Origin of the sequence: Cognatiyoonia sp. (assembly GCF_965661665.1) — a bacterium.
GTDB lineage: Bacteria > Pseudomonadota > Alphaproteobacteria > Rhodobacterales > Rhodobacteraceae > Cognatiyoonia.
The window spans coordinates 16,410-43,110 of the sequence record NZ_CBFIEO010000019.1; the positions used below are offsets into that span (position 1 = coordinate 16,410).

At 56.7% G+C, this 26,701-nt stretch carries 27 protein-coding genes, 1 tRNA gene and 1 pseudogene; 14 read left to right on the plus strand and 15 right to left on the minus strand.

Translation table 11 applies throughout. The annotated features are described in order from the left end of the window. Positions 1 to 2: 2 nt before the first annotated feature. A complete protein-coding gene (gene fabI / locus ACTF5F_RS12145; RefSeq protein WP_438957139.1) occupies positions 3 to 809 on the minus strand; it encodes an enoyl-ACP reductase FabI in 807 nt (268 codons plus the stop codon). Positions 810 to 938: 129 nt separating this feature from the next. On the opposite strand from fabI, the gene pdxH reads away from it, so the two are divergent. The 5 genes from pdxH (at position 939) to ACTF5F_RS12170 (ending at position 7,049) form a co-directional block, all read left to right on the plus strand. Further along, positions 939 to 1,544 (plus strand): pyridoxamine 5'-phosphate oxidase, encoded by a 606-nt coding sequence (gene pdxH / locus ACTF5F_RS12150; RefSeq protein ID WP_438957140.1) that lies wholly within the window; start codon positions 939 to 941, stop codon positions 1,542 to 1,544. Positions 1,545 to 1,661: 117 nt separating this feature from the next. Continuing rightward, positions 1,662 to 2,180 (plus strand): cold-shock protein, encoded by a 519-nt coding sequence (locus ACTF5F_RS12155; protein ID WP_438957141.1) that lies wholly within the window; start codon positions 1,662 to 1,664, stop codon positions 2,178 to 2,180. Between the two features lie 104 nt (positions 2,181 to 2,284). After that, positions 2,285 to 2,650 carry a DUF192 domain-containing protein gene (locus ACTF5F_RS12160; protein ID WP_438957142.1) on the plus strand — a complete coding sequence of 122 codons (366 nt, stop codon included), beginning with the start codon at positions 2,285 to 2,287 and terminating at the stop codon, positions 2,648 to 2,650. A gap of 52 nt (positions 2,651 to 2,702) precedes the next feature. After that, positions 2,703 to 2,779 (plus strand) — tRNA-Pro (locus ACTF5F_RS12165). A 613-nt stretch (positions 2,780 to 3,392) separates the two neighbouring features. Then, positions 3,393 to 7,049 carry a vitamin B12-dependent ribonucleotide reductase gene (locus ACTF5F_RS12170; RefSeq protein WP_438957143.1) on the plus strand — a complete coding sequence of 1,219 codons (3,657 nt, stop codon included), beginning with the start codon at positions 3,393 to 3,395 and terminating at the stop codon, positions 7,047 to 7,049. 57 nt (positions 7,050 to 7,106) lie between these two features. Here ACTF5F_RS12170 and ACTF5F_RS12175 read toward each other — a convergent pair whose 3' ends face one another. The 9 genes and pseudogenes from ACTF5F_RS12175 to tyrS all read right to left on the minus strand — a co-directional run bounded on the left by ACTF5F_RS12175 (position 7,107) and on the right by tyrS (position 13,623). Beyond that, positions 7,107 to 7,523: a hypothetical protein gene (locus tag ACTF5F_RS12175; protein WP_438957144.1), complete on the minus strand. Its 417-nt coding sequence runs from the start codon at positions 7,521 to 7,523 to the stop codon at positions 7,107 to 7,109. A 283-nt stretch (positions 7,524 to 7,806) separates the two neighbouring features. Beyond that, on the minus strand, positions 7,807 to 8,226 hold the full coding sequence (locus ACTF5F_RS12180) for a cupin domain-containing protein (RefSeq protein ID WP_438957145.1): 420 nt from the start codon (positions 8,224 to 8,226) through the stop codon (positions 7,807 to 7,809). Next, a complete protein-coding gene (locus ACTF5F_RS12185) occupies positions 8,216 to 8,821 on the minus strand; it encodes a GNAT family N-acetyltransferase (protein WP_438957146.1) in 606 nt (201 codons plus the stop codon). Before ACTF5F_RS12185 ends, ACTF5F_RS12180 begins: the two co-directional genes overlap by 11 nt. Then, a complete protein-coding gene (gene eno, locus ACTF5F_RS12190; protein WP_438957147.1) occupies positions 8,821 to 10,098 on the minus strand; it encodes a phosphopyruvate hydratase in 1,278 nt (425 codons plus the stop codon). The genes ACTF5F_RS12185 and eno overlap by 1 nt, the downstream gene beginning before the upstream one ends. Positions 10,099 to 10,133: 35 nt before the next feature. Beyond that, entirely contained in the window at positions 10,134 to 11,027 is an 894-nt protein-coding gene (locus tag ACTF5F_RS12195) for a DMT family transporter (RefSeq protein WP_438957148.1), read from the minus strand. Next, entirely contained in the window at positions 11,024 to 11,443 is a 420-nt protein-coding gene (locus ACTF5F_RS12200; protein WP_438957149.1) for a Fur family transcriptional regulator, read from the minus strand. Before ACTF5F_RS12200 ends, ACTF5F_RS12195 begins: the two co-directional genes overlap by 4 nt. 64 nt (positions 11,444 to 11,507) lie before the next feature. Further along, positions 11,508 to 12,154 (minus strand): annotated as a pseudogene (locus tag ACTF5F_RS12205) (PhzF family phenazine biosynthesis protein). Then, positions 12,124 to 12,354 carry a PhzF family phenazine biosynthesis protein gene (locus tag ACTF5F_RS12210; RefSeq protein ID WP_438957150.1) on the minus strand — a complete coding sequence of 77 codons (231 nt, stop codon included), beginning with the start codon at positions 12,352 to 12,354 and terminating at the stop codon, positions 12,124 to 12,126. The pseudogene ACTF5F_RS12205 and the gene ACTF5F_RS12210 overlap by 31 nt, the downstream one beginning before the upstream one ends. Before the next feature lie 18 nt (positions 12,355 to 12,372). Beyond that, entirely contained in the window at positions 12,373 to 13,623 is a 1,251-nt protein-coding gene (gene tyrS, locus ACTF5F_RS12215; RefSeq protein ID WP_438957151.1) for a tyrosine--tRNA ligase, read from the minus strand. Positions 13,624 to 13,686: 63 nt separating this feature from the next. On the opposite strand from tyrS, the gene ACTF5F_RS12220 reads away from it, so the two are divergent. Continuing rightward, positions 13,687 to 14,787: an anhydro-N-acetylmuramic acid kinase gene (locus ACTF5F_RS12220; protein WP_438957152.1), complete on the plus strand. Its 1,101-nt coding sequence runs from the start codon at positions 13,687 to 13,689 to the stop codon at positions 14,785 to 14,787. Here the strand turns inward: ACTF5F_RS12220 and ACTF5F_RS12225 are convergent, their stop codons facing one another. After that, on the minus strand, positions 14,788 to 16,347 hold the full coding sequence (locus tag ACTF5F_RS12225; protein ID WP_438957153.1) for a trimethylamine methyltransferase family protein: 1,560 nt from the start codon (positions 16,345 to 16,347) through the stop codon (positions 14,788 to 14,790). Between the two features lie 435 nt (positions 16,348 to 16,782). Between ACTF5F_RS12225 and ACTF5F_RS12230 the strand changes: the two genes are divergently transcribed. Together ACTF5F_RS12230 and ACTF5F_RS12235 are read left to right on the plus strand one after the other, a co-directional pair. Then, on the plus strand, positions 16,783 to 16,986 hold the full coding sequence (locus ACTF5F_RS12230) for a hypothetical protein (protein ID WP_438957154.1): 204 nt from the start codon (positions 16,783 to 16,785) through the stop codon (positions 16,984 to 16,986). Further along, the gene (locus tag ACTF5F_RS12235) at positions 16,961 to 17,167 is read left to right on the plus strand and encodes a hypothetical protein (RefSeq protein WP_438957155.1); all 207 of its coding nucleotides are present in this window, start codon (positions 16,961 to 16,963) and stop codon (positions 17,165 to 17,167) included. Before ACTF5F_RS12230 ends, ACTF5F_RS12235 begins: the two co-directional genes overlap by 26 nt. A gap of 183 nt (positions 17,168 to 17,350) precedes the next feature. Here ACTF5F_RS12235 and ACTF5F_RS12240 read toward each other — a convergent pair whose 3' ends face one another. Next, positions 17,351 to 17,611: an isocitrate lyase/phosphoenolpyruvate mutase family protein gene (locus ACTF5F_RS12240; RefSeq protein WP_438957165.1), complete on the minus strand. Its 261-nt coding sequence runs from the start codon at positions 17,609 to 17,611 to the stop codon at positions 17,351 to 17,353. Here ACTF5F_RS12240 and ACTF5F_RS12245 point away from each other — a divergent pair. The 4 genes from ACTF5F_RS12245 to ACTF5F_RS12260 all read left to right on the plus strand — a co-directional run bounded on the left by ACTF5F_RS12245 (position 17,589) and on the right by ACTF5F_RS12260 (position 21,933). After that, positions 17,589 to 17,915 (plus strand): hypothetical protein, encoded by a 327-nt coding sequence (locus ACTF5F_RS12245; protein ID WP_438957156.1) that lies wholly within the window; start codon positions 17,589 to 17,591, stop codon positions 17,913 to 17,915. The two genes, ACTF5F_RS12240 and ACTF5F_RS12245, sit on opposite strands and share 23 nt — an antisense overlap. Positions 17,916 to 18,057: 142 nt before the next feature. Then, positions 18,058 to 19,425: a cysteine--tRNA ligase gene (cysS, locus tag ACTF5F_RS12250; RefSeq protein WP_438957166.1), complete on the plus strand. Its 1,368-nt coding sequence runs from the start codon at positions 18,058 to 18,060 to the stop codon at positions 19,423 to 19,425. A gap of 124 nt (positions 19,426 to 19,549) precedes the next feature. Continuing rightward, positions 19,550 to 21,169: a citramalate synthase gene (gene cimA / locus ACTF5F_RS12255; protein ID WP_438957157.1), complete on the plus strand. Its 1,620-nt coding sequence runs from the start codon at positions 19,550 to 19,552 to the stop codon at positions 21,167 to 21,169. Continuing rightward, positions 21,166 to 21,933: a squalene/phytoene synthase family protein gene (locus tag ACTF5F_RS12260; RefSeq protein WP_438957158.1), complete on the plus strand. Its 768-nt coding sequence runs from the start codon at positions 21,166 to 21,168 to the stop codon at positions 21,931 to 21,933. Before cimA ends, ACTF5F_RS12260 begins: the two co-directional genes overlap by 4 nt. 4 nt (positions 21,934 to 21,937) lie before the next feature. Here the strand turns inward: ACTF5F_RS12260 and ACTF5F_RS12265 are convergent, their stop codons facing one another. The 3 genes from ACTF5F_RS12265 to cobA are packed head-to-tail and all read right to left on the minus strand — an operon-like array spanning position 21,938 to position 25,302. Then, the gene (locus tag ACTF5F_RS12265) at positions 21,938 to 23,149 is read right to left on the minus strand and encodes an MFS transporter (RefSeq protein ID WP_438957159.1); all 1,212 of its coding nucleotides are present in this window, start codon (positions 23,147 to 23,149) and stop codon (positions 21,938 to 21,940) included. A gap of 42 nt (positions 23,150 to 23,191) precedes the next feature. Continuing rightward, complete coding sequence (locus ACTF5F_RS12270; protein WP_438957160.1) at positions 23,192 to 24,454, minus strand: cobyrinate a,c-diamide synthase; 1,263 nt, start codon at positions 24,452 to 24,454, stop codon at positions 23,192 to 23,194. Next, entirely contained in the window at positions 24,451 to 25,302 is an 852-nt protein-coding gene (cobA, locus tag ACTF5F_RS12275; RefSeq protein WP_438957161.1) for a uroporphyrinogen-III C-methyltransferase, read from the minus strand. The genes ACTF5F_RS12270 and cobA overlap by 4 nt, the downstream gene beginning before the upstream one ends. Before the next feature lie 97 nt (positions 25,303 to 25,399). Between cobA and ACTF5F_RS12280 the strand changes: the two genes are divergently transcribed. Together ACTF5F_RS12280 and ACTF5F_RS12285 are read left to right on the plus strand one after the other, a co-directional pair. Continuing rightward, on the plus strand, positions 25,400 to 26,446 hold the full coding sequence (locus ACTF5F_RS12280) for a cobalt-precorrin-5B (C(1))-methyltransferase (RefSeq protein ID WP_438957162.1): 1,047 nt from the start codon (positions 25,400 to 25,402) through the stop codon (positions 26,444 to 26,446). Next, the coding region (locus ACTF5F_RS12285; RefSeq protein WP_438957163.1) for a precorrin-6A/cobalt-precorrin-6A reductase at positions 26,443 to 26,701 on the plus strand (259 nt) is incomplete at its 3' end. The genes ACTF5F_RS12280 and ACTF5F_RS12285, both read left to right, overlap by 4 nt.

The window sequence follows — 26,701 nt, forward strand, 5'->3', positions numbered from 1 at the left end:
TATTATTCCTTCGTGATATCAGGGGCATCGACGGCTTTCATGCCAACGACATGGTAACCTGAATCAACGTGCAGCACTTCGCCGGTCGTGCCAGAGCCGAGGTCGGACAACAGGTACAGCGCGGATTTACCCACATCTTCAATCGTCACAGTCCGGCGAAGCGGGGAGTTGTATTCATTCCACTTCAGAATATAGCGGAAATCGCCGATGCCAGAGGCGGCGAGCGTCTTGATGGGACCAGCGGAGATCGCATTGACCCGAATGCCGTCTTTGCCGAGGTCTTCGGCCAGATAACGCACCGATGCCTCCAACGCCGCCTTGGCGACGCCCATGACATTATAATGTGGCATCACGCGTTCCGCGCCGTAGTATGTCAGCGTCAGGCAGGAGCCGCCATCGTTCATTATCTTTTCGGCACGTTGCACGACGGCGGTGAAAGAATAGACGGAGATATCCATCGACATCGCAAAATTGCCGCGTGTCGTATCCACATAGCGACCACGTAATTCATTTTTATCAGAAAAACCAATGGCATGCACGACGAAGTCCAAGCTGCCCCATTCCTCTTTCAATCTGTCAAAGAGTGCGTCAATCGACGCTTCATCGCCCACGTCGCACGGGAGGACCAAGTTGGAACTGACAGACTCAGCCAGCGGTCCCACGCGCTTTTTCAAAGCCTCGCCCTGATAGGAAAACGCAAGTTTTGCGCCGGCATCCGCGCAGGCTTTCGCAATTCCCCATGCAATTGATTTGTCGTTGGCGAGGCCCATGATCAGGCCGCGCTTACCGGCCAAAAGCTGATTGGACATATGCTCCGCTCCATCTATGTTTTTTTCGGGTGTAGGCTATTGCGTTTTTTGCCGCAAGCGCACTTGATCCGGATCAATCGAAGATCGGGTGGCGTTATCTATAGGTATCGTATCATGAAAGGGGACGCGATGTCGGAACGAACTGGTATTTTTGCGGGGGACAACCCGTTTGAGCTCGCGCGGTCTTGGTTGTCGGAGGCTGAGGCGTTGGAGCCGAATGATCCGAACGCCGTGTCGCTGGCGTCAGTGGATGAAAGCGGGATGCCCAACGTCCGCGTGGTTTTGCTGAAATCGATCGAGGATGATGCGTTTGTCATCTACACAAATTACACAAGTGCTAAGGGCCGTGAAATTCTGGGGTCGGGGAAAGCTGCGTTTGTGATGCATTGGAAATCATTACGTCGGCAAGTCCGCGTGCGCGGTTTGGTTAAGCGGGAAGATGGCGAAATCGCCGACACCTACTACAAAAGCAGGCCGCTTGAGAGCCGTTATGGGGCGTGGGCCTCGCGTCAGTCACAACCGCTTGGATCAAGAGATGAGTTGATGGCCGAACACGCCAAAGTGCAAGAACGCCTTAGCAACGATCCGGATCGACCTCCCTTTTGGGGCGGGCTACGTATCATCCCGGTGGAAATGGAGTTTTGGGCCGATGGGGAGTATCGACTGCATGACAGATTTAAGTGGGAACGTGCAACACTCGACACCAATTGGAAAATTTCGCGTCTATTTCCCTAAAAAGGGGTTGGTTTTTCCCATGTGTTAACTGTAGCGTATCGGGGTTAGACAGTTAGTAGACTGACAACCCACTCAAACCTTGCTCGGCACGACCGCGCACCCACAAAAGAGCGCTTAATGACCACTGACGACACGAACCAGGTGAATGGCCAAATCAAATGGTTTGACCCTGCGAAAGGTTTTGGATTCGTCGTGTCAGATGAAGCCGGTCCAGACATTCTCTTGCATGCCAATGTTCTACGGAATTTTGGGCAGGGGTCTGTCTCTGATGGGTCGCGGATCGAGATTGTTGTTCAGCGCACTAATCGTGGCCTGCAGGCGGTTGAAATCGTCTCAATCCAGCCGCCGGAAGATGATGGCACTCCACCGCTCGGCGACATGCAGGAAGTGACCGCAGAAGAAATCGCGGCGAGCCCTGTGCATCCAGCGCGGGTGAAATGGTTCGATGAGGGCAAGGGTTTTGGTTTCGCGAATGTCTTTGGCGATGACCGCGATGTCTTCTTGCATATCGAAGTACTACGTCGTTCTGGTTTAGCTGATCTTGCAACAGGCGAAGCGATCGCAATGCGCATGATGAATGGCAATCGTGGGATGATGGCGATTGATATTCTGAGCTGGGAATCTGCCGCCAAATGACGCGCGCGGCGTCGTTCGCAGTAATCTTTTATTTATCGTTACTTGGGCCAGCGGCCTCTGCTGCCTGTTCAGACGATCGCGTTACAGTCTTTGGGGACTGGGGTATGGCACGGTTTACGGTGCAAGTCGCCGATGACGCGGCCGAACGCAGTCAGGGTCTGATGTTTATAGAACAGATGCCAACACTCGAAGGTATGCTCTTTGTTTATGAGCGGCCACAGCGTGTGGCGTTCTGGATGCGCAACACGCTTATCCCTCTCGATATGATATTTGTCGAACCGGATGGTGTGATTTCCAAGATCCATAAAGAAGCAGTGCCGCTTGATGAGACAGGGATCCCAGGCGGTGACAATGTCCAGTATGTGTTGGAAATCAATGGTGGGCTGAGCGATCGGCTGGGCATCAGCGTAGGTGACATTCTCCAGCATCCATTTATCGGCCCCGGCGCTGCGAAACCTTGCGCAAATTAAACGCGATTAGGGTCTTTTCAAATCAGTTTCGTGAGCGTAGATAAGCGTCGATCGGGGCATAGCGCAGCCTGGTAGCGCATCTGTTTTGGGAACAGAGGGTCGGGAGTTCGAATCTCTCTGCCCCGACCATAAAAAAACGGTAGGCCAAATGGCCTGCCGTTTTTTTGTGATTACGGTGGATGTGGCAACGCTTTGACGCAGCGGGTAGCGGCGTCTTCGTGTGTCGTAACTCGTGTGACCGTGGCTAAATGAACACGTGTGTCCGGCTCGACAAAATTTGGAACCATGTCTGTGTGACGTCGTTAAGCAGTGTTAAGGGCGGTGGAATTCTTCACTCAAAACCTCAGCAAGATTTGCCAAGGTGCCGTGATTATTCGGATTCTTCTTATTCAACGATCGGATGATCACTGTGGACATCGATGTTGAGGAATCGGCAATTGTAAAAGCGGGGCCTGACTTCGCCAGTCGTCAACTTAAAAAACCCAATATTTAGTAAAGAAACCCGTTGACCCACTAGGTGTAGTTGTTCCAAGTTGTGCAGGCTGGCGCGGACAACACTACATGTGGTGTCAGCACGGGGATTGACAAACACAACCAGCGTATCGCGCCGGACGACCTGCTTGTAGCGGGCCGCTAAAGATTTGTCTCAATCGTGGTACCGCATAGCAATGTTGAGGGCGCACTGCTGTGCGCAGACTGATTTAAAAGTGCCGCAACGACGGCGATGACAGGGGCAGACGCGATGAAGATTGAACGTAACTTCACCACTTCCGGTAAAGATGCATACGATGGTTTGGACTTCTCCAACACCAGTTCCGAGATTCGGAACCCAGATGGAACCATTGTGTTCAAACTGGACGACTGTGAAATTCCAACATCTTGGAGCCAAGTAGCGAGCGACGTCATCGCGCAGAAGTATTTCCGGAAAGCAGGCGTCCCGTCAGTTCTGAAGAAAGTGAAAGAGAAGGGTGTGCCGGAGTTCCTGTGGCGATCCGAGCCGGATGAAGGCGCCGAGATGGGTGGGGAAACATCTGCAAAGCAGGTTTTCGACCGTTTGGCCGGCGCTTGGGCTTACTGGGGCTGGAAAGGCGGCTATTTCTCCACGGAAGAGGACGCGCGCACCTATTTTGACGAAATGCGCCACATGCTGGCCACTCAGCGCGCCGCGCCAAACTCCCCACAGTGGTTTAACACTGGCCTGCACTGGGCCTATGGCATCGACGGTCCTGCACAGGGGCACCACTATGTCGATTACAAGACAGGTGACCTGACGAAATCAAAGTCCTCTTACGAGCATCCACAGCCGCATGCTTGCTTTATCCAATCCGTCTCTGACGACTTGGTCAACGATGGCGGCATCATGGACCTCTGGGTCCGCGAAGCACGTCTGTTTAAATACGGTTCCGGTACGGGCACCAACTTCTCCTCCCTCCGTGGTGAGGGAGAGCCGCTCTCGGGCGGTGGAAAATCCTCCGGCTTGATGGGGTTCTTGAAAATTGGTGACCGCGCAGCGGGCGCGATCAAATCTGGCGGCACGACACGTCGCGCGGCGAAAATGGTCATCGTCGATGCCGATCACCCAGACATCGAAGAATTCATCGACTGGAAGGTGATTGAAGAGCAGAAAGTCGCATCCATTGTCGCAGGCTCCAAGATGCACGAGCAAAAGCTAAATGGCATTTTTGCGGCGATCAAATCATGGGATGGTGTGGAAGCAGACGCTTATGATCCGAAGATAAACAAATCTTTGAGGACAGCGATCCGAGAAGCCAAAAAGGTTGCGATCCCAGAGACATATGTGAAGCGTGTTCTGGATTACGCCAAGCAAGGCCACACCAGCATTGAATTCCCGACATATGACACAGATTGGGACTCAGAGGCTTACTCCTCCGTGTCCGGCCAGAATTCCAACAACTCCATCCGCGTCACCGATGCTTTCTTGAAGGCTGTCGAGGATGACGCTGACTGGCACCTGCGCAACCGCAAAAACGGCGAAGTGGCCCGGACCATCAAAGCCCGTAATCTGTGGGCCAAGGTGGGCCACGCCGCTTGGGCCTGTGCAGATCCGGGCATTCAGTACCACGATACGGTCAACGCATGGCACACATGCCCAGAAGACGGTGAGATTCGCGGCTCAAACCCTTGTTCTGAATACATGTTCTTGGATGATACAGCGTGCAACCTTGCCTCCATGAACCTGCTGACGTTCTACAAGGACGGTGAGTTCCAAGTCGAAGACTACATGCACGCCACACGTCTGTGGACAGTGACACTCGAAATCTCCGTTATGATGGCGCAGTTCCCATCGAAAGAGATCGCGCAGCGGTCCTATGACTTCCGCACCTTGGGCCTAGGCTATGCCAACATCGGCGGTTTGTTGATGAACATGGGTTTCGGCTATGACAGCGACGAAGGCCGCGCGATGGGCGCCGCTTTGACGGCGATCATGTCGGGCGTATCCTACGCAACCTCCGCTGAGATGGCGAGCGAGCTTGGCGCGTTTCCTGGATACAAGAAAAACGCTAAGCACATGCTGCGCGTCATCGAAAATCACCGCACGGCGGCGCAAGGCAAGATAACTGGCTATAAGAAACTGGCAGTGAAGCCCGTGGCCTTGGACCATGCGAATTGCCCTGACCCACGACTGGTCGATCTGGCGATGTCGAGCTGGGATGAGGCGCTGGAGCTTGGCAAAAAGCATGGCTACCGCAACGCGCAGGTCTCCGTTATCGCGCCAACAGGCACGATTGGTCTCGTCATGGACTGCGACACCACGGGGATCGAGCCGGATTTCGCGCTAGTGAAGTTCAAGAAACTCGCTGGTGGTGGTTACTTCAAGATCATCAACCAATCTGTTCCAGCAGCCCTTGAAAAGCTGGGCTATGGCTCCGCGCAGATCGAAGAGATCATCGCCTACGCTGTGGGCCACGGCTCCTTAGGTCAAGCGCCAGCCATCAACCACACATCCCTGATCGGACATGGGTTTGGTCAAGCTGAGATTGACAAAGTAGAGGCAGCACTCGCCTCTGCCTTCGATATTCGCTTTGTCTTCAACCAGTGGACGCTGGGCGAAGAGTTCTGCACCAAATCCTTGGGCATCCCGGCGGAGAAGCTGAACGATCCAACCTTCGACCTGCTGCGTCACCTTGGATACTCGAAGCAGGACATTGATGCCGCCAACGACCACGTCTGCGGCACCATGACCCTCGAAGGTGCGCCGTTCCTGCAGGAAGAGCACTTGAATGTCTTCGATTGTGCGAACCCATGCGGCAAGAAAGGCAAGCGCTTTCTCAGCGTCGACAGCCACATCACCATGATGGCGGCGGCGCAATCCTTCATCTCCGGCGCGATCTCAAAAACGATCAACATGCCGAACGATGCGACAATTGAGGATTGCCAGAAAGCATACGAGTTGAGCTGGTCCTTGGGCATCAAGGCCAACGCGCTCTACCGTGATGGTTCCAAATTGTCCCAGCCATTGGCCGCAGCGCTTGTGGAGGATGACGACGAAGCCGCTGAAGTGCTCGAAACAGGCTCTCCGCAGGAGAAGGCAGCAGTTCTGGCCGAGAAGGTGGTTGAAAAGATCATCGTTAAAGAAGTCATGCGCGAGCAAGAGCGTGAAAAGATGCCAGAGCGTCGTAAAGGTTACACGCAAAAAGCCATCGTGGGAGGTCACAAAGTCTACCTCCGTACAGGTGAATATGAAGACGGCAAGCTGGGCGAAATCTTCATCGACATGCACAAAGAGGGCGCGGGCTTCCGTGCAATGATGAACAACTTCGCCATCGCGGTGTCTGTCGGTCTTCAGTACGGCGTGCCGCTCGAAGAGTTTGTTGACGCCTTCACCTTCACCAAGTTCGAGCCAGCTGGCATGGTCCAAGGCAACGACAGCATCAAGAATGCGACGTCGATCCTCGACTACATCTTCCGCGAATTGGCGGTGTCCTACCTCGACCGCACCGATCTGGCACATGTGAAGCCCGAAGGCGCAGCCTTCGATGACATTGGACGCGGTGAGGAAGAGGGTGTCAGCAACGTGCAAGCACCTTCGGAGACGGCTGCAACACGGTCGCTGGAAGTCTTGAAGCAAATCAGCTCCACCGGTTACTTGCGCAAGCGGATGCCACAAGAGCTGGTCGTGCTGAACGGCGGACAGGGTGCGAGAGCCCTCTCGACTGGAACGGATCCGATGGGCGCACTGCAAACGTTGGTGCCTGAGGTGACTGAGACGGCAATGTCCACTGGCACCATCACCTCCACCGGCATCTCCGCCCGCGATAAGGCGAAGATGCAGGGGTACGAGGGAGACCCATGTGGTGAATGCGGGAACTACACATTGGTGCGCAACGGCACCTGCATGAAGTGCAACACCTGCGGTGGAACGTCAGGCTGTAGCTAAGAGAATCCGGGGCGGGTGTGCTCGCCCCCGGGCGCGGTTCGGGCCGCAGGCAAAAAACTACGAGCGGTATAATACGAGCCCGAAAAGCGAGACTATAAAGGGGGACTTTGGTCCCCCTCCTTTTTTGCTGCGGCGGGCAAAAAACACCGGATTATGGGTCTGGCGCCAGATATTAAAGACATTGCGGCATGTGACCGGTCGCCCCAAAAGAAATTCGGCGGCAAACATATTGGCGGAAAAGAGCGCCGTGGCTTTGAAAATGGTGCGGCTGATTTCCCTCGTTTTGGGAGTTGTGTCAAACAGGCCATCCTCCAACCCGATGGCGCAATTTACGAAGGCGAAGGCGGCTTGGCTTGCAGCGGTGTCGTGGAAGGCTTGAACCACGTCATAAACCACCGAAGTCGCATCAGGATGTGCAGCGGCGAGAAGGCGTTCTGCAAAGAATTCTTCGATCTCAGAATAGAGTGTGGTCAAGCGCGAGAGCTCGTATAGTTTCAATACGAAAATCAATCGCATGCCATTTGTGGAATTCTGGATCGTTTGTTTCGAAAATGGAAACTATGGGCAGATTGGTACCGATGCGTCTGGGGCGCTGCCCCGGAACCCGAGGTATTTTATGCGAAAGAGGGGCGAAAATTTTGCAAAAATTGAAGGGAAATTGCTTGGAGTTGCTATGCGACACAGGCTGAGGAGCCGATGATCGCGCGAAAGACGGCCCCCTTTATGGTGCCTGGCGCCCCACTGAAGGGGCCTGCATTTACCTTTTAATGTCGAAGTCAGGCTCGGCGAGGGTGAAGCCCGAAAATTCAAATCCAGGGGAGACTGTGCAGCCCACCAAAGTCCATGCGCCGGTGGTCCGTGCCGATTGCCAATGCTTTGTCGGCACCATGAGTTGCGGGTGTTGGCCATTGGTGAGGTCGGGGCCAAGGATATGGTCATGGGCAGGGCCATCAGCGGTTTCGGCCATTGAGAGGATCAGCGGTGCGCCAGCGTAGTAGTGCCAGATTTCAACCGCGTCGACGGTGTGCCAATGGCTTTTCTCGCCTTCTGCCAAGAGGAAATAGATGCAGGTGCCAACAGAACGGCCTGCGTTGTCCGCTTGCCACGTTTGCCGGTAGTGGCCGCCTTCGGGGTGCGGGGACAGGTTGAGCTGCGCGATAATTTCTTCAGCCGTCATCGCTTTGCTTTCTGATGAGGGGCAGATGCGGCGCAGCGGTTTCGGCAAAGAGACTGCCACGCGGATCATCGAAGAGTTCGACACAGCGTTTGACCGCCTTGAACCCATGGCGCTGATAGAAAGCCAGTGCGTGCGGTGAATCGAGCGTGCAAGTGTGCAGGGTGAACCTGTTGATCGGCCGCGAAAAGGCACGGGTCTGAGCCAGGGCCATCATCGCGGGGCCGAACCCTTTGCCCGTGGCGGAGGGGACGAGGCCGAAGAAGGCAAGCTCGCAGTCAGGGGCATCGCGAAAGTCAATCTCGACGAGGCCAATGGGCGTTTCGTTTTCACTGAACACCCATGTTTCGACGTCTGGATGGGTCAGGATTGCGGTAAGGTCGGTGTCCGAGAGTTTCAGGCGTGACACCCAGAGCCAATCTTCGCCAATGGCGCGGAAGAGGGCGCGGTAATCCACGACGGAAAGCCGTTTACGGGTTGCCGTGACCGTCGCGGGGAAGTCAGCCGTGAGATCGGGCTGCGGCGTTGTCATCTCTAGATGAGTGACGACCGCCGCGATCTGTCCGTTTGGGACGTCGTGAAAGCCCGATGTGAGCATTAAGATTTCAAGATGCTCTTTCCGGCGTAGACGGCTGTTTCGCCCAACACTTCTTCGATCCGAATAAGCTGATTGTATTTTGCCAAACGGTCGGAGCGGGAAAGGGAGCCAGTCTTGATCTGACCGCAATTCGTGGCAACGGCGAGGTCGGAGATGGTGGCATCCTCCGTCTCGCCCGAGCGGTGCGACATGACATTGCTGTAGCGGGCACGGTGCGCCATCTCGACCGCTTGAAGAGTTTCTGTCAAGCTACCGATTTGATTGACTTTTACGAGCATAGAGTTCGCCACGCCCCGCGCGATACCATCGGCCAAACGGGTTGGGTTGGTTACGAAAAGATCGTCGCCCACAAGCTGGACTTTGTCGCCAATGAGATCGGTGAGCATCTTCCAGCCCTCCCAGTCATCCTCATCCATACCGTCCTCGATGGAGATGATCGGATAGTCTTTGCAAAGGTCTGCGAGGTATTGTGCGTTTTCCGCAGATGTGAGCGATTTGCCTTCACCCACCATCTCATACTTGCCATCCTTGTAGTATTCAGAGGAGGCGCAATCGAGGGCGAGGTAGATGTCTTCGCCAAGCTTGTAGCCTGCTTTTTCAACGGACCTTTTGATGAAGTCCAAAGCAACACGCGTGCTTTCCAGATTTGGCGCAAAGCCGCCTTCATCGCCGATGCCAGTGTTGTGGCCGGCGATGGACAGTTCTTTTTTTAACGTGTGGAAGACTTCGGCACCCATGCGGATCGCTTCGCGGATGTTGGAGGCAGAGACTGGCATGATCATGAATTCTTGGATGTCGATTGGGTTGTCAGCATGTTCGCCGCCATTGATGATGTTCATCATAGGCACCGGCAGGGTGCGGGCCGAAGTGCCGCCGACATAGCGGAACAGGGGCTGCGCGGTGTAGTCTGCTGCGGCCTTGGCAACGGCGAGAGACACGCCAAGGATCGCGTTTGCGCCCAAGCGGCCTTTGTTTGGTGTGCCATCAAGTTCGATCATCGCTTGGTCGATGGCGACCTGTTCAATCGCGTCAAAGCCGACCAAGGCTTCTGCGATCTCGCCGTTCACGGCGGCCACAGCTTCCAAGACGCCTTTGCCCATGTAACGGGATTTGTCCCCGTCGCGTTTTTCCACAGCCTCATGCGCGCCAGTGGAGGCCCCCGATGGCACCGCCGCGCGGCCCATCGTGCCGTCTTCGAGGATCACATCGACTTCAACAGTTGGGTTGCCGCGGCTGTCGAGGATTTCGCGGGCGTGAATGTCGATAATGGTACTCATGTCTAAAGTCCTTTGGGAGGTCGTTGTAGGAGTGGCTATACCTTGGCTTCTTCCGCAGGGGAAGGTTGCAGGCCGCGGGATTCGCGCCAGAGAGTGAAAATACCGGCAGAAATGATGATGGTGACGCCGATGATTGTGGGCAGGTCGGGCACCTCAGCGAAGGTTATTCCTGCGACGAGAATGGCGAAGGGCATCCGAGCATAGCGGAAAGAGGAGATGACGGCGGCATTCCCGATACGGGTGGCGGCGATGATAAGGAGGTAGGCAATCAATCCAATGGCCACGCATCCGATTAGCAGAAGCGCGACGGTCAGGTTTGGAATGACGAAAGCGCCCCCTTGGAGTGGCATCAATGCCCAACCCGCGAAAATCAGGCAGATGAGCGCATGGATGGAAAGTTGCACGCCTGTGATATCGACCGTCACCGCGCGCGTGGTGATGTCGCGGGCAGCAAGGCCAAGCATGCCGCCAACGGCTAGTAGAGTGAGGGGGGTGAAGCTGTCTGTGCCTGGGCGTAAGACGATCAAGACGCCGATGAACCCAATCCCAATGGCGAGCCAGCGGCGCCAACCGACATTTTGGCCCAGAAACATCGCCGCGCCCATTGCGACGACAAGGGGTGTCGCTTGGATCACGGCGGAGGCCGTGGTGAGTGGGATCGTGGCAAGCGCGTTGACAAAAAAGAGGGTACCCAGAACTTCAAAGGATGATCGCAGCAGCACCAACGGGTCAAGATAGGCGCGTGTCCAGAGCTTTTGCCCGCGCAGAAGCTGCCAAAGCAAAAGAATTAGCGTACCTCCAGCGCCAATCACCATGATGATCTGGCCTGTGGGGAGCGTGGCGGAGATCATTTTGATAAACGCATCCTCCACAGCGAATGCGCTCATTGAGACGGTCATCAGCAGCGCGCCGCGCAGGTTTTCCGTCATGATTGGAGTTTCTTGATCGGGACGCCATAAAGCTCAAGCCGGTGGCCCATCAGTTTGTAGCCCAGTTTTTCAGCGATTCTTTCTTGCAGGGCTTCAATCTCTTCATCGACGAACTCGATCACTTCGCCGGAATTAACGTCAATGAGGTGATCATGGTGATCGCCATCTGCGGTTTCATAGCGCGCACGCCCGTCGCCGAACTCATGCTTCTCAAGTATACCTGTCTCTTCAAATAGTTTGACCGTGCGATAGACGGTGGCCAGTGAAATGCTCGCATCCTCAGCAGTGGCGCGGCGGAAAAGTTCCTCCACGTCCGGATGGTCAGTGGCGGCTTCAAGGACGGAGGCAATGACGCGGCGCTGCCCCGTCATGCGCAAGCCAAGGTCTTCGCATCTTTGGATGATACTTGTCGTCATTGCATCCCACCGCTGGTCTTGACGCTTTCATAGCTTGGGCAGCGGCGCGATGGAACCACTCGATTTAGAGCGTGAGTGTGCCTGTCATCGTGCGCACCGCCTGTCCGCTGATGGTGACGGAAAACGGGTCTTGCATTGTGGTGTCTTTGATCAAGGACGGTCGCCCCATATCGACACCTTGGTGGATGGTTAGGGTGAGCGGTGTCCCAAGCCTGTCTTGCTTGAGCGCGGCAAGGGCAGCTGAGGCGCTACCTGTCGGCGGGTCCTCTGCGATATTGTCGAGGGGGGGAACATGCGGGCGTTGATTGTATCGCCTTGCCGAGTGTAAGCGAAGACGGCGAAATTCAGTTCGGTTGGGTAGGCATCAGCGGCGGCGCGGAAGGCATCGGTGATAGGCGCGCATTGCGACAGGACGTCGTTGGAGGCAAGCTCAACCATCGTGAAGATCAAACCGACAGCAGCCTGCACGGGCGCATGGGTTGCGGTGGTGATGGACGTTGCATCGATGCCCAGACATCGCGCGACCGCTTCTGGGTCCAAATCAGAACCCAATACCAATGGTACAGTTGTCGTGAAGGCCGGGCTGTCACCTTCAAATATGCAGGGGATCGGGCCTACGCCCAACTCAAGCGTCATCGGTCCGTCGTGGCCCAGATCGCGCAGAACAATTGATGTGCCGATCATGGGATGACCTGCAAAGGGCACTTCCATAGTCGGGGTGGAAATCGAACTTTGGTTGTGTTTTCTGAATCGACGGGCGGGTAAACGATGGTTGTTTCTGAGAAATTTAATTCCCGCGCGATCTTTTGCAGTTGGTCTTCTTTCAGGGAAGTTGCATCTGGAATGACGGCAAACTTATTGCCGCCAAAAGCGCAATCGGTGAAGACGTCATAAACAACGAAAGAGGTCATCAGCGCCCCCAGATGTGCTTAACTCAGTTGCACCAAAGCGTGACGCTTCTTGCCCGCGCTCAGCTTCATGGGCTTGGACAGCATATTCGCATCGACCATGAGACCCGCATTCGACAGAGGTTCGTCGTCCAATTTTGCGCCATTCTCTGCAATCAGGCGTTTGGCTTCCTTGCCGCTGCCCGCGAGTCCGGATTTCACGATCAGTTGCACGATGGAGATGCCATCGCCGATGTCATTGGCACTTAGCGTTAGTGTCGGCAAATCGTCTCCGACGCCGCCTTTCTCAAAAACCTCGCGCGCTGTCGCCTCCGCCGCTTTCGCAGCTTCTGTGCCATGCAGCAATATTGTGACCTCGTTGGCGAGGATGATCTTAGCGTCGTTAACCTCAGACCCTTTGAGCGCGCCGAGACGGTCGCATTCTTCGACGGGAAGCTCCGTAAAGATTTTCAGGAACTTACCGGTGTCGGCATCAGTGGTGTTGCGCCAGAACTGCCAAAACTCATATGGCGAAAGCATATCGCCGTTCAGCCAAACAGCCCCGCCTTGCGACTTGCCCATCTTGCGACCGTCAGAGGTGGTCAGAAGCGGTGTCGTCAGGCCATAAATCTCCTGATCCAAGACGCGACGTGTCAAGTCGATACCGTTGACGATGTTGCCCCATTGATCTGACCCGCCCATTTGCAAAAGGCAGCCATAACGGCGGTTCAGCTCAAGGAAGTCATAGGCCTGCAGGATCATGTAGTTGAACTCAAGAAACGACAGCGACTGTTCCCGATCGAGCCGCGATTTCACGCTTTCGAACGATAACATCCGATTGACGGAGAAGTGCCGCCCGATGTCGCGCAGGAAGGACAGGTAATTTAGATCATCCAGCCATTCGGCATTGTTAAGCATCAACGCATCCGTCGGCCCATCGCCGTAGGTCAGGTATTTCGCAAAGACCTGCTTCATGCTTTTGATGTTGGCCTCAATCCCAGCTTCATCGAGCAGGGGGCGTTCGTCTGAGCGGAAGGACGGGTCGCCCACCTTGGTTGTGCCGCCGCCCATCAAGGTGATCGGCTTGCCGCCGCACTTTTGGAACCAGCGCAGCACCATGATGTTCATTAAGTGCCCGACGTGAAGCGATTTTGCGGTCGCATCGTAGCCAATATAGGCGGGCACTACACCCGCACTGATCGCGTCATCCAAACCTTGATAATCGGTGCAATCGGCTAGGAAGCCGCGCTTCATCATCACTGCTATAAAATCGGACTTCGGATGGTAGGTCATAGTCTTGTTCCCAAAGGCGTTTCACGCCACTCTATAAGGCGCACAATGGGGCAGGGAAAGTGCATGTTGAAGAATCGCGTTCTGCAAGCGGCGGGAACCATGTCGGGTACATCGCTCGACGGGGTGGATGTGGCCCAGATCGAAACTGACGGCCATCGTATTCACGGGTTTGGGGAGACTGCTTTTCGACCTTACACGGATGGTGAGCAGGCCCAACTGCGTGACGCATTAGGCAACTGGCAGGATGACGATATTGCGGATGTCTCGGAACTGATCGAGACGGCGCACGCACAAGCCCTGACACCGTTTGAAGACGCGGAGGTGATTGGTTTTCATGGTCAAACCCTCGCACATGAACCCGGCGGGCGCGGCACGCATCAGGCGGGGGATGGTCAGATGCTGGCGGAAGTGCTGCAAAAGCCGGTTGTCTGGGATTTTCGCAAAGCGGATGTTGACCTCGGCGGGCAGGGTGCGCCGCTGGCTCCGTTCTACCACTTCGCATTGGCAAAACGGATTGGCGCGACGGAACCATTGGCCTTTCTCAACCTAGGCGGCGTGGCCAACCTGACTTGGATTGATCCGACGGCAGAGCGCCCAGAAGACAAAGGCGTAATGCTCGCTTTCGACACTGGACCTGCCAATGCGCCGCTCAACGATCTCATGCGCGCGCGGCTGTTGCAGCCTTACGATGCGGATGGTGCCACTGCGCAATCTGGCAGGGTCGATGGTGAGATCATTGGGCGGTTTCTGACCAACGCCTATTTCTACCGAGTGCCGCCCAAGTCGTTGGACCGCGATGCCTTCGCCTTACTGCTCGTTGACCTCAAAGACCACACCACAGAAGACGCGGCAGCGACCCTTACGGCGGCTTGCGCGCTGAGTGTTGGGGAGGGGCTGCGCCATTGCCCAAGCCCGCCTACACGCATCCTTGTTGCTGGCGGAGGCCGTAAGAACCCGACGTTGATGCAGATGCTGTCGTTCAGCCTCGATTGTCCGGTGATGCCGGTTGAAGAGGTTGAGCTGGATGGTGACATGCTCGAAGCGCAAGCCTTTGCGCATCTGGCGGCACGGGTCGTCAACGGTTTGCCGACGAGTTGCTCCACCACAACGGGCGTCAAAGCCGCGGTCTGTGGCGGAACGTTGAGCATGCCGAAAAGCGGCTGATTACTGCGCCTTCAGGTGGATGTTGAAGCGCGCGCGGATGGCCTCATCCGTCGCAGGATCCAGCCACGCCGACGAAGGCTCTGACAGGATCTTCTCCTTTGCGGCCATCGCTGTTTCGATAAGGTCCGGCTTGTCGTTCTCCGCCCATTCCTTGGGGGAGGTTCGGTCGGCGACCTCTGGATAGATGTATTCCGTTTGCATCAGCGCCAAGGTCTGATCGGACCCCAAGTAGTGACCGGGGCCCTCCAGACAGACGGAGCGCATCGTGTCTAACCCCAATGTCGCCTCGTTCACCTCGATCCCGCGGACACAGCGCATTGCTTGGCCCAAGAGGTCGTTCCCAAGGATCAGGGACTCGTGACAGAACCCGAGGAGGGAAGCATGCATCCCCGCAGCCTCGTAAACCATGTTCAGACCCGACAGCCCCGCCATAACGTTCGAGCACATCTGCTCCCACCCCGCTTGCATGTCAGGTAGCTTCGCGTCGGCAATTCCTGCCGCAGCACCACCAGGGAGGCCGTAGAAATGATGCATCTGAGCGCAGCCAGCAGTCAGCAAGGCTTGTTCGCCCGATCCACCCGACATTGCACCTGTGCGCAGGTCACTTACGAAAGGCCACGTGCCAAAGACAGCCGGATGCCCCGGTTTGATCGCGTTGACATATACAACACCGGCCAAACATTCCGCCACGGCCTGAACAATCGCGCCTGCAATCGGGGCAGGGGCCGTCGCCCCCGCTTGCCCCGCGGAAAGAAGCAGGACAGGCATCCCGCCTGCGATACATTTCTCCATCACCTGACAACTTTCAGTGGCAAACTTCATTGGTGGGACGACGAAACAGTTGGAGTTCAGCACGAAGGGTCGCACCCGCCATGCTTCCTCACTGCCCGCCATCATGTGAAGCATCTCTAGGCAGTCATCGACAAAGTCCGGTTCGGTGAAAGATGTGCCGACGTGTTTCTTGGTGCCGGAAACGGCAGCGTAGATGGTGTTATAATCCATCTCCCGATTGTCGGGGATGTCGCGGCAGACCATTGGGCGTTGCAGGAAATGGATGTTGTCCATCCTGTCGACGATCTTGGCCGCGTCAAACAAATCCTGCACGGTGCTGTCGCGGTATGCGCGGCCTTGCACGTCAACCATGTGTACCGCTGCACCGGCCGTGCCGTAATGAACCTTCGCGCCCGTCAGGTCCAAATCATGTTTTGGGTCGCGGCCATGCAAAGTGACCGATTTCGCGGCTTTGCCCAGCATCTGCATCACCAGCCTGCGCGGGAAGCGCAGGCGATTGTCGTCCCCAAGGATTGCCCCTGCTTGGACCATCGCATCGACGCCAGATTCCGGCGCGTCGATGAGGCCGATCTCTTCCAGAGCCACGAGTGCTGCCTCATGGATGGCTTGGATGTCGGCATCGGATAGGGGTTTGTAGGTGCCACCGGGCAGACCGGCGCGAACAGGGCGCAAATCTTCGGCAAGTTTGGCAGAGCGGAGCGCTGTTCGCGCTGCACGCCCGCCAGAGCGTCGCGGCCGTCCGTCACGCTGTGGAGTTTGATCGTTCATGGTTTTGGTCTTTCGTTGTGTGAGTAGAAAAGTCGAAGCTCTTACTCACCAAACGGGCGACCGCGCGCAGCACGACCACGGCGAGCGCCGATGGTTCTGCTGACCAAAGCATATTTGATCCGACAGCGTGCCAAATGATCTCTCCTTTCCTGAACGTTAGAGAGAATCACAGCCGCGCATCTAGTTTAATTCCGACCTGATGTCGTTTTTACCTTTCAAGGACACATTTTTGCGATCAGTAGGGAAATGTCCTATCGCGATCCCATCCAGTGGGTTTTGGCGCATCCGCCGAACCATCAACCTTTTTTGGCCGAAAGGTACCCTGCATTTCGCAACCTTCAGCGCATGTATTTTAAACGGCCTCGTAAGGGGTTGAGCAGCGGGAAAAAGATGCTGATCTCAAGGCTCCTCCCAACTCAAAGAAGGAGTAACAAAATGGTTCGGACATATTTGGCGGCTGGTTTTGCGCTGGTGGCGCTGTCGACCGGCGCGGCGCAGGCGGAAACGACAATAGAGGGGACAGGTTTTTCTCTTCCAACTGAACGGGCGCAAGCGGTCCTTGGCCGCGCGGATTGGACGGGTTTTTACGCCGGTGCGCAGCTGGGCTACGGCCGTGTTGATAATCCTTTTCGACAGTGAAGCGCGTGATCTCATTTACGGTCTGCATGCGTGCTACAACTATGACTGGACGCAAATCAGTGACAGCGGATCGGGGATTGATCTGGACAACGTTGCCCGCATGAAAGCCCGTGCTGGCTTGGATATGGGTCAATACATGCCCTATGTAACGCTTGGCGCGGCACAGGCGTGGACTGGCTAGGCGGTTAGTGTTGATGATCGTGGCATATTTGGTGGTGTCGGTGTCGATTATCGCCTCAGCGATATGTTGAGCATGGGCGGCGAAATCCTCCAGCATCAGTTTGAAGACTTCCATGACAGTGGCGCGGATATTGATGCGACCATCTTGTCGGCACGGGTCAGCTATTCGTTCTGATCAGACTTGTCAGGGTTTGTCGGACAAAAACGGATCGCTCACATCCGACTCGATGCTGTTGGCCAGCACCGTAAAGTCCCCGCTTTCGATCATGCTTTTGCTAATGTCGTAGATCGCGCGATGTGTGACCCGCGCAAGGGAAGTGCCGATTGAAATCCGCGCCACGCCGATGTCATCAAGCGTGGCGCGGGTATAGTCTGCTGATCCGCTTGTGATGAGAATGTTGAGCGGTTTCGATAGAGCCGCCGTGAACCGCTGGATTGTCTCCAGATCGAGGAGGAGCGTGCATGAATTGGCGAGCCACTTCGCCCATTGCCCGTTCCCTGCAAGCGCTGCAAGGACTGTCTACGGCTTTTTCTGCCTCGACGCGCAGGAGCTCGATCAAGATGTCATCGCTCATTTTGCCACGACGGAAAAGGTGGTGGTTCACGGCCATACGGTCTGGCTGCACGCGCCAGATGGCTTTGGTGCCTCGAAACTGGCGGAGAACTTCCACCGCGCTGTGACCGGCACAACCTACACGGCCCGCAATCTTAACATGATCGACAAACTCGTGGACATGAGCCGCGATTGAGGCTACCAAACCATTCATGAAAAAGAGCTGCACCCTTATTTGCTGCATTTTGACCTGCTGACATCGTCGCGGGCCGCTTTTTCACGTTTCACTCATTCGCTGAACTCGCTAAGCCCGCAGGGACAGCTTGCGCGTGAAAGACATGACCGAGATCAAACTTCATAACACCAAGACCCGACGGAAAGAGGTCTTTGAGCCGATCGACCCGCAGAATGTGCGCATGTATCTGTGTGGACCAACAGTTTACGACCGCGCGCACCTTGGGAATGCCCGAAATGTGCTGATGTTTGATGTGCTCTTTCGGCTTTTCCGGCATGTCTACGGCGCAGAGCATGTCACATATGTTCGCAACTTCACCGACGTCGATGACAAGATTAACGCCAAGGCGGCAGAGACGGGCCGCCCGATCCGTGTCATCACGGACGAGACGATCGGCTGGTATCATGATGATATGGATGCGCTGGGCGCGTTGCGACCGACCCATGAACCGCGCGCGACGGAGTATATTCAGGAAATGGTCGAAATGATCGACACCTTGACCGCCAAAGGTCACGCTTATGAGGCGGAAGGCCATGTATTGTTCGCTGTGTCCACGGACCCTGAGTATGGCTCGCTCTCCGGTCGGTCTGTTGATGATATGATCGCAGGGGCCCGTGTGGAGGTTGCGCCTTACAAGCGCGACCCAATGGATTTCGTGCTCTGGAAGCCCTCGGACTTAGATACACCTGGCTGGGACAGTCCGTGGGGAAGAGGTCGCCCCGGATGGCACATCGAGTGCTCTGCTATGTCCAAAGAGTTGCTGGGGGAGACCTTTGACATCCACGGCGGTGGTAACGACCTGCAATTCCCGCACCACGAGAACGAGATCGCGCAAAGCCGTTGCGCCCATCCAGAGAGCGACTTCGCCAAGGTTTGGCTGCACAACGACATGTTGCAGGTCGAAGGCAAGAAGATGTCTAAGTCGCTTGGGAACTTCTTCACCGTACGCGATTTGTTGGATCAGGGCGTGCCGGGAGAGGTGATCCGTTTCGTTTTCCTATCGACGCACTACAGCAAGCCGATGGATTGGACCGAGAAGAAGCGCGAAGGGGCGGAGAAGACGTTAAGGAAGTGGTACGCGCAAGTTGACGGTCAGTCGGTTGGTGAGGTTCCAGACACTGTCTTGTCTGCTGTTTCAAATGATCTGAACACAGCCGGTGCATTGGCAGAATTGCACAAACTGTCGTCTAGCAATGAGGCGGCAGCGCTCGCCGCATCAATGAAAATGCTTGGCTTGTTTATCGGCGCGGCGCCTGATTGGGCGGCAGTTTCAGATGTTGACTTGTCAGCTCTTGAGGCGGCGTTGTCTGATGCTCGCAATGTGGCGATGGAGACGAAGGACTTTTCTAAAGTTGACGCCTTGAAGGCGACTTTGCTCGACGCTGGCGTAGAGGTTCAAATGAGCAAAGAGGGCGTCACTCTAAAGCCCAGTCCAAAGTTTGACCCTTCCAAACTGGAGGTCTTGCTATGAGTGTCTTCCATCGAAACGATCGCGCACGCGCCGAGGGGGGGGGGAGCATCGCACCCGCCCTGGGGGGCGGTGTGGGAGCGATCCGTGATTTGGGGCATCACGTGTATTTGGGAAGGGCAAGCCAATGACCAAAGACCGCCTCTACCTTTTTGACACCACCCTCCGCGATGGGCAGCAAACCCAAGGGGTGCAGTTCTCCACGGACGAAAAAATCCAGATCGCCAAGATGCTGGATGACCTTGGCGTCGATTACATCGAAGGTGGTTGGCCAGGGGCCAATCCAACGGACAGCGATTTCTTCAATGCCGCTCCCGAAACCCGCGCGACAATGACCGCTTTCGGCATGACCAAACGCGTTGGGCGCTCGGCGGAGAATGACGATGTCCTCGCCGCCGTTCTGAATGCCGGAACACCTGCGGTGTGCCTTGTCGGTAAATCCTCCGACTTTCATGTCACCGACGCGCTGGGCATCACGCTGGAGGAGAACACCGAAAATCTCACCGCGTCCTTTGCTCACCTTAAGGCGAAAAAACGCGAGGCGCTTTTTGACGCAGAACATTTCTTTGACGGTTACAAGTCGGATCCAGACTATGCGCTGAACGCGATCCATGCAGCCTACGACGCAGGCTGTCGCTGGATTGTGCTTTGCGACACCAACGGCGGAACGATGCCGCATGAGGTGAGCGAGATCGTAACCAAAGTAATCGAAAGCGGCATCCCTGGTGATCACCTCGGCATCCACACCCATAATGATACGGAGAACGCGGTTGCCAATACGCTGGCAGCGGTCCTTGCGGGCGCGCGCCAAATCCATGGCACGCTCAACGGACTTGGTGAACGCTGTGGCAACGCCAACCTGACAACGCTCATCCCGATATTGAGGTTGAAAGAGCCATTCGCCAGCCAGTTCGAGACCGGCGTATCCGATACGGCGCTTAAGGGCCTTTTGCCTGCGTCGCGGATGCTTGATGACATCCTGAACCGCGTACCTGTGAAACAAGCGCCGTTTGTTGGGGCCTCTGCCTTTGCGCATAAGGCTGGGCTGCACGCAAGTGCGATCCTGAAAGACCCGACCACCTACGAACATGTTGATCCTTCGAGCATCGGCAATTCCCGCATCGTGCCTATGTCAAACCAAGCAGGGCAATCAAATCTGCGCGAACGGCTCGCCAAAGCAGGAATCGAGGTGGCCAAAGACGATCCGGCCCTGCCGCGCATCCTTGAACGCATCAAAGTGAAAGAGGCGGAGGGCTATTCCTACGACACCGCGCAAGCCTCTTTCGAGCTTTTGGCGCGGGAGGAATTGGGTCTGTTGCCATCTTTCTTTGAGGTGAAGCGCTACCGCGTCACGGTGGAGCGTCGCAAAAACAAGAAGAATGAGATGGTGTCGCTCTCCGAGGCGGTTGTGGCCGTGAAGATGGGCGAGGATCGGATGCTGAACGTCAGCGACAGCCTGAGCGATGACGGCCAAGACCAAGGTCCGGTGAACGCGCTCGGTCGCGCGCTTAGTAAAGACTTGGGCAAATACCAAAGCTACATCGAAGACCTGAAGCTGGTGGACTATAAGGTGCGGATTACCAACGGCGGGATTGAAGCTGTGACCCGCGTTATCATCGACAGCGAAGACGATCAGGGCCATCGTTGGTCCACGGTCGGGGTCAGCGCGAACATCGTTGATGCGTCGTTTGAGGCGCTGGTGGATGCGATCAATTGGAAACTGATCCGCGTCGGGGCCAAGGCTTGAGCTTTGAGGCCTGCGCTGCGCTCGTTGAACGGGGCGATCCTGATCGCTTCCGCGCGACAATGGCGGCTCCGTTAGAGGCGCGCCGCGTCTTGTTCCCACTCTACGCGTTCAATATTGAAGTGACCCGCACGCCATGGGTGACGCAGGAGGCCATGATCGCAGAAATGCGTCTGCAATGGTGGCGCGATGCCTTAGAAGAAATCGGGCAGGGCGGCCCCGTGCGTAAGCACGAGGTTGTCGATGAACTGGCCAAAATCCTCGATCAAGATGCCTGCGCTCAATTGGATGCGTTGGTCGCCGCGCGGCGTTGGGACATCTATTCCGACCCGTTCGAGGATGTCGCCCATTTTGACGAATATATTCATGCGACATCAAGCAATCTTATGACGGTTGCAGTGAACGCCCTTGGGGCTGCAGATCAAGAGGCCGTGCGCCTTGTTGGATTCGCCTCCGGCATCGCAAACCTCTTCCGCGCGATCCCTGCGTTGGAAGAAGCAGGCCGCAAACCGCTTGTCGATGGCCGCGCGGTGGCCGTGCGGACGTTGGCAGAACGTGGGCTGGAATGCCTTAAACGGGCGCGGTCGATGAAACAGGGTATCTCGAAAGCAGCGGCCCCCGCGTTATCGCCCGCGTTTTTAGCGAAACCCACGTTGGAACAGGCGCTGAAGTCGCCAGAACTGGTTGCAAACGGGGGACTCGGCCTCGGCCCAGCTCGTGAAAGTCTGCGATTTGCGCATGTGTCGCTGTGGGGCTGGTGGCGTTGACCGCCTATGCAGGGCGTCTGGACCGCATTGCCAACCAACCCAAAGACCACGCCGCCAATACCAAGAACGGCACCATCGCATAGTTAACGGCATTCCAACCCTCAACAGGGTCGCCGCCAGAGCAATTCATCAGGCCGCCCGACGCCAACGACGCGACCGTCACCAAGCCATAGACCAACATGTCGTTCATGCCTTGCACTGCGCCACGTTCGTCTGGGGAATGGGCGCTGGAGAGCATTGTTGTCGCGCCGATAAACCCGAAGTTCCAGCCGAGGCCGAGCAGGATAAGCGCGACAAAGAAGTTGCCAAGCGCCACGCCGGACAGGGCCACAATGCCTGCCGCGGCCAAAATTGCGATGCCAGCGCCAATGATCTTTTCAACGCCAAACCGCGCAATCAAATGCCCCGTGAAGAACGACGGTGCGAACATGGCTAGCACATGCGCGGACACGATGTCATTGGCGTTGTTCCGGGTAAAGTTGCAGCCAACAACGGCCAATGGGGTCGAGGTCATGACGAGATTCATCAAAGCGTAGCTGACCATCGCGCAGATGATGGCGACAAGGATCCTTGGGTCGCGCAACAGCTCGATCCGTGTGCGAGACTTTGCAGTTGCCTGCACGCGGTCTGCGACGCGCGTTGGCAGATCAAGGAAGATGAATAGTGCCATGCCAACCAGGTTCAACATCACAACAGCGGCATAGGTGCCAAGGAACGGGACAACAGAATAGCCTTCGACCAGTTTATTCAGTTGAGGCCCAATCACTGCCGACAAGAGCCCACCGGCGAGAACGTAGGAAATGGCCTTGGGACGAAACGTTTCGGAGGCACGGTCAATCGCGGCGAAGCGATAAAACCCTTGGGCGGACATGTAGATGCCGGTGAAATAGGACCCGACCAGCAAGAGCGTGAAGGATGAGACACAGAGCCCATAGGCCGAAACCGCCGCCCCGAACGCACCTGCCAAGGCGCCGATATAAAAACCAATCTTCCGCCCGCTCCGTTGCATCAATAGCGAGATCCATGGGGCAGTGTTCATGGAACCGAAGACAATGACGGAGATGGGCAAGGTCGCAAGGCAGATGTTGGGCGCCAACATGCCGCCCGCGAGACCGCCAACGACAAAGATCATGGGCATCTGCGCGCCAAGGATCGCTTGCGCCGCCACAAGGATCAGCACGTTGCGCCGCGCGATGGTGTCGTTAATCTCACTCATGACGCCTCGGTATCCCGCCGGTGCGGGAGTGTCCATTGGCGATCAGGCGCGGTCGATCACATGTGCAAAGCTGCCTGAAACATTGCAGTTGATAAGACCCATCGCAGGCAGTTGCGTGCCTTCTGCATCGGAGGCTTCGAACAGGGGTGGACCATCGGCCTTTAGGGTGCTGGCATAATGGAATTCATGCCCCTTCCAATTGCCATCAAAGGGGCCATGTGCCGCAGTCAAATAATGGTACCCGAGGTGGAGCTTTCGCTTGGCAAACGACGTCTCCAACCTCAACAATCCCGCCATCTTGTGAGGGGTGCCGTCCGCGTCGGTCAGGGCGTCGCCCAAAACCATATAGCCACCACACTCCCCATAAACGGGTCGTGTTGCGGCGTGGTCGCGCAGGCTGTCTAGGAATATGGTGTTGGACGCGAGGCGTCCCGCATGAAGTTCCGGATACCCGCCTGGCAGAAAGACAAAATCAAAATCTGGCACAGCCTCATCCGCAAGCGGGGAGAACTGGGAAACCTCCGCTCCTGCGGTGCGCCAGTCGTTCAGGATATGCGGGTAGGCGAAGGCGAAGGCTTCGTCCTGTGCAACAGCAATCCTTTGGGCGGGTGGGGCGATCGCGGGGCAGTTTCCGCCGGCAGGCAGTGGGGACAGGAGGGCTTCAATTGCCTCAAGATCAACGCAAGCTTCGACCTTATCGACCACGGCATTCAGGAATTGCTCCAATTTCGGATGCTCCGCTGCTTGCACCAGCCCCAAATGGCGGGACGGATGGGTCAAACTGCTGTCGCGCATGAAGACACCAAAGATTGGAACTCCCAACGGCGCCAGCGCCCGTTCCAGCATCTTGGCATGTCGGGGGGAGCCGACTTTGTTCAGGATAACGCCAGCGATGGTCACGTTTGGATCATGGTTCGCAAATCCACTGACCAACGCGGCCACAGATTGCGCCATGTGCGCCGCATCGACCACAAGCACAACAGGCACCTCTAGCATGCGCGCAAGGTCTGCACAGGCCCCTTTGCCATCGGGCGGTGCCCCGTCAAATAGGCCCATCGCGCCCTCAATTATGAGCGGTGTTGAACCAGCTGCGAGCGACCCAATCCGCGCTTCCGACATCGCCCAAGCATCGAGGTTGAAGCACTCTAGCCCACTTGCAGCAGCATGAAAGCGCGGGTCGATGTAATCAGGGCCAGATTTGGCCCCACGCACTGTGTGGCCGCGCCTTACCAGCGCTCGCAGTAGCCCCAAAGTTATTGTGGTTTTGCCGCTGCCGGACCCCGGCGCAGCGATCAGAAAGCTCATGCGCTCTCAGCCGGTTTTCCGCGCTCCAGCGGGTCAAGATTGCGTGGCGCGTCACCCGCGGCCATGCCTTGCCAATCGAGGACCTGCCGCATCAGCACAGAGCGACCAACGCAGATGATCGACGGTGGCTCCATCCCCGTGCGGGTGATGTCATCGACAACCGTACCAAGGGTGGTTTCCAGCACCTTCTGATCTTCTGTTGTCGCCGTGCTCACCACAGCGACAGGCTCTGCCAGACTGCGCCCCGCCTTGATCAATTCGCCTGCGATATGGGCGATGTGCTTCATGCCCATATAAATGACGATGACTTGCGATCCGCGGGAGATGCTCGGCCAGTCGAGCGATCCCGTGACGTTGCCGGATTGGTCGTGGCCAGTCACAAACGTCACAGACTGGTTCACGTCGCGGTGGGTCACAGGAATACCAGCATAGGCCAACCCACCGATACCTGCGGAAACACCCGGAATAATGCGAATAGGAATGCCGTGCTGCACAAGGGTCTGTGCTTCTTCACCGCCGCGCCCGAACACAAACGGATCGCCACCTTTAAGGCGCAACACCCGCTTGCCCGCCCGTGCCAGATCAACGAGCCGGAGGGATATATCACGTTGCTTGGCGCTCGGCTTGCCACCGCGCTTGCCGGCATAGATATGCTCCGCTTGCGACGCCCATGTCAAAATGGTCTGCTGCACCAGTGCGTCATAAATCACAACATCGGCCTGCTTCAGCGCATTGAGAGCGTGGAGCGTCAAAAGCCCTGGATCGCCTGGACCAGCACCGCATAGCCAGACCCATCCCGGCTCCATCTTGGGCCAGCTGTGATCGGGAAGAGGGGCAGCTTCTAACATGTTGCGATAATGACGGTTTGCTCCGTCGAAGGAAAGAGAACAAACGACACGCGATTTCGCATTGGCGGCATGACGTGGTGTTTCTATAGTCCGCTGGATGACTGAGACGCCCAAAACCGAATTGCGCAAAGGCTGGACGACGGGTACCTGCGCCACCGCCGCCACGAAAGCGGCGTTGATCCGGCTTTGGGGCGTGGCGTTTCCCAGTAACGTCGGGATCACATTACCACGGGGGGAGACGCCGGAGTTTCCGCTGGCGTGGACCGATGTTGGCGATGGCTGGGCGGAGGTTGGGATTACCAAAGACGCCGGCGACGACCCAGATGTCACCCATGGAGCACTCATAATTGCGCGGGTGCGGGCTGTGGGCACAGGCGTGACGTTCAAAGCGGGTGAAGGCGTCGGTGTTGTGACCAAAGCAGGCTTGCCAATTGCGGTTGGGGAACCCTCTATCAATCCCGTGCCGCGCCAGATGATGACCGGCGTGGTGGAAGAGGTTGCAGAGGAATTCGGCAAGTCACCGAATGTCGAAATCACCGTCGCCATTCCCGACGGTGCGGAGATTGCCAAGAAGACGTGGAACCCGAGGTTGGGAATCGAAGGTGGTTTGTCGATCTTGGGGACGACAGGGATCGTGCGTCCATTCAGTTGCGCGGCATGGATCGCCTCCATCCATCGCGGGATTGATGTGGCGAATGCTGATGGGTTGTTGCATGTGGCGGGTTGCACGGGTGCGACATCTGAGCGTGTCGTACAGGGGCTGTACGGTTTGCCCGATCACGCGATGCTGGATATGGGCGATTTCTTGGGTGGGATGATGAAGTACATCGCCAAACATCCTGTGAAACGCCTGACAATCGGCGGTGGCCTTGGCAAGATCACCAAGGTCGCGCAGGGCGCGATCGATCTGCATTCTAGCCGATCTCAGGTTGATTTTGAGCGGCTGGCAAGGGATTTGAGCGCGCCGGAATTGGCAGGCGCAAACACCGCGCTGGAGGCGTACCAGCTGGTGCCCGCCTTGGCGGACAAGGCCGCGCAGGGGGCGGTTGCGCAAATCCGAGAGCGGTTTGATGGGGCGGCGGAGCACCTCGATGTGGTGGTCATCGATCGGGCTGGCGAAATCATAGCGAGGGCGGAGGGATGACGCTGCTGCTCTTGGGCGGCACAGGGCATGCCAAACGTATCGCAACGGAATTGGCCGTGAAAGGCGTTGATGCCATCGTCTCCCTCGCCGGAGCCACGCGCAGCCCGGACACCATGCCACTGCCCACGCGGATCGGCGGGTTTGGCGGGGCGAAGGCTTTTGAAACCTATCTCGACGCGCAGAAAATCACCGCGGTCCTCGACGCCACGCATCCTTTCGCGCATCAAATTACTGATCGTACCGCCGCGATTTGTC

What these genes read in the sequence shown, in the direction of transcription:
- fabI (WP_438957139.1), bottom strand. Translation starts at nt 809, where the DNA reads ATGTCCAATCAGCTTTTGGCCGGTAAGCGCGGCCTGATCATGGGCCTC.
- pdxH (WP_438957140.1), top strand. Translation starts at nt 939, where the DNA reads ATGTCGGAACGAACTGGTATTTTTGCGGGGGACAACCCGTTTGAGCTC.
- ACTF5F_RS12155 (WP_438957141.1), top strand. Translation starts at nt 1,662, where the DNA reads ATGACCACTGACGACACGAACCAGGTGAATGGCCAAATCAAATGGTTT.
- ACTF5F_RS12160 (WP_438957142.1), top strand. Translation starts at nt 2,285, where the DNA reads ATGGCACGGTTTACGGTGCAAGTCGCCGATGACGCGGCCGAACGCAGT.
- ACTF5F_RS12170 (WP_438957143.1), top strand. Translation starts at nt 3,393, where the DNA reads ATGAAGATTGAACGTAACTTCACCACTTCCGGTAAAGATGCATACGAT.
- ACTF5F_RS12180 (WP_438957145.1), bottom strand. Translation starts at nt 8,226, where the DNA reads ATGACGGCTGAAGAAATTATCGCGCAGCTCAACCTGTCCCCGCACCCC.
- ACTF5F_RS12185 (WP_438957146.1), bottom strand. Translation starts at nt 8,821, where the DNA reads ATGCTCACATCGGGCTTTCACGACGTCCCAAACGGACAGATCGCGGCG.
- eno (WP_438957147.1), bottom strand. Translation starts at nt 10,098, where the DNA reads ATGAGTACCATTATCGACATTCACGCCCGCGAAATCCTCGACAGCCGC.
- ACTF5F_RS12195 (WP_438957148.1), bottom strand. Translation starts at nt 11,027, where the DNA reads ATGACGGAAAACCTGCGCGGCGCGCTGCTGATGACCGTCTCAATGAGC.
- ACTF5F_RS12200 (WP_438957149.1), bottom strand. Translation starts at nt 11,443, where the DNA reads ATGACGACAAGTATCATCCAAAGATGCGAAGACCTTGGCTTGCGCATG.
- ACTF5F_RS12210 (WP_438957150.1), bottom strand. Translation starts at nt 12,354, where the DNA reads ATGACCTCTTTCGTTGTTTATGACGTCTTCACCGATTGCGCTTTTGGC.
- tyrS (WP_438957151.1), bottom strand. Translation starts at nt 13,623, where the DNA reads ATGACCTACCATCCGAAGTCCGATTTTATAGCAGTGATGATGAAGCGC.
- ACTF5F_RS12220 (WP_438957152.1), top strand. Translation starts at nt 13,687, where the DNA reads ATGTTGAAGAATCGCGTTCTGCAAGCGGCGGGAACCATGTCGGGTACA.
- ACTF5F_RS12225 (WP_438957153.1), bottom strand. Translation starts at nt 16,347, where the DNA reads ATGAACGATCAAACTCCACAGCGTGACGGACGGCCGCGACGCTCTGGC.
- ACTF5F_RS12230 (WP_438957154.1), top strand. Translation starts at nt 16,783, where the DNA reads ATGGTTCGGACATATTTGGCGGCTGGTTTTGCGCTGGTGGCGCTGTCG.
- cysS (WP_438957166.1), top strand. Translation starts at nt 18,058, where the DNA reads ATGACCGAGATCAAACTTCATAACACCAAGACCCGACGGAAAGAGGTC.
- cimA (WP_438957157.1), top strand. Translation starts at nt 19,550, where the DNA reads ATGACCAAAGACCGCCTCTACCTTTTTGACACCACCCTCCGCGATGGG.
- ACTF5F_RS12265 (WP_438957159.1), bottom strand. Translation starts at nt 23,149, where the DNA reads ATGAGTGAGATTAACGACACCATCGCGCGGCGCAACGTGCTGATCCTT.
- ACTF5F_RS12270 (WP_438957160.1), bottom strand. Translation starts at nt 24,454, where the DNA reads ATGAGCTTTCTGATCGCTGCGCCGGGGTCCGGCAGCGGCAAAACCACA.
- cobA (WP_438957161.1), bottom strand. Translation starts at nt 25,302, where the DNA reads ATGTTAGAAGCTGCCCCTCTTCCCGATCACAGCTGGCCCAAGATGGAG.
- ACTF5F_RS12280 (WP_438957162.1), top strand. Translation starts at nt 25,400, where the DNA reads ATGACTGAGACGCCCAAAACCGAATTGCGCAAAGGCTGGACGACGGGT.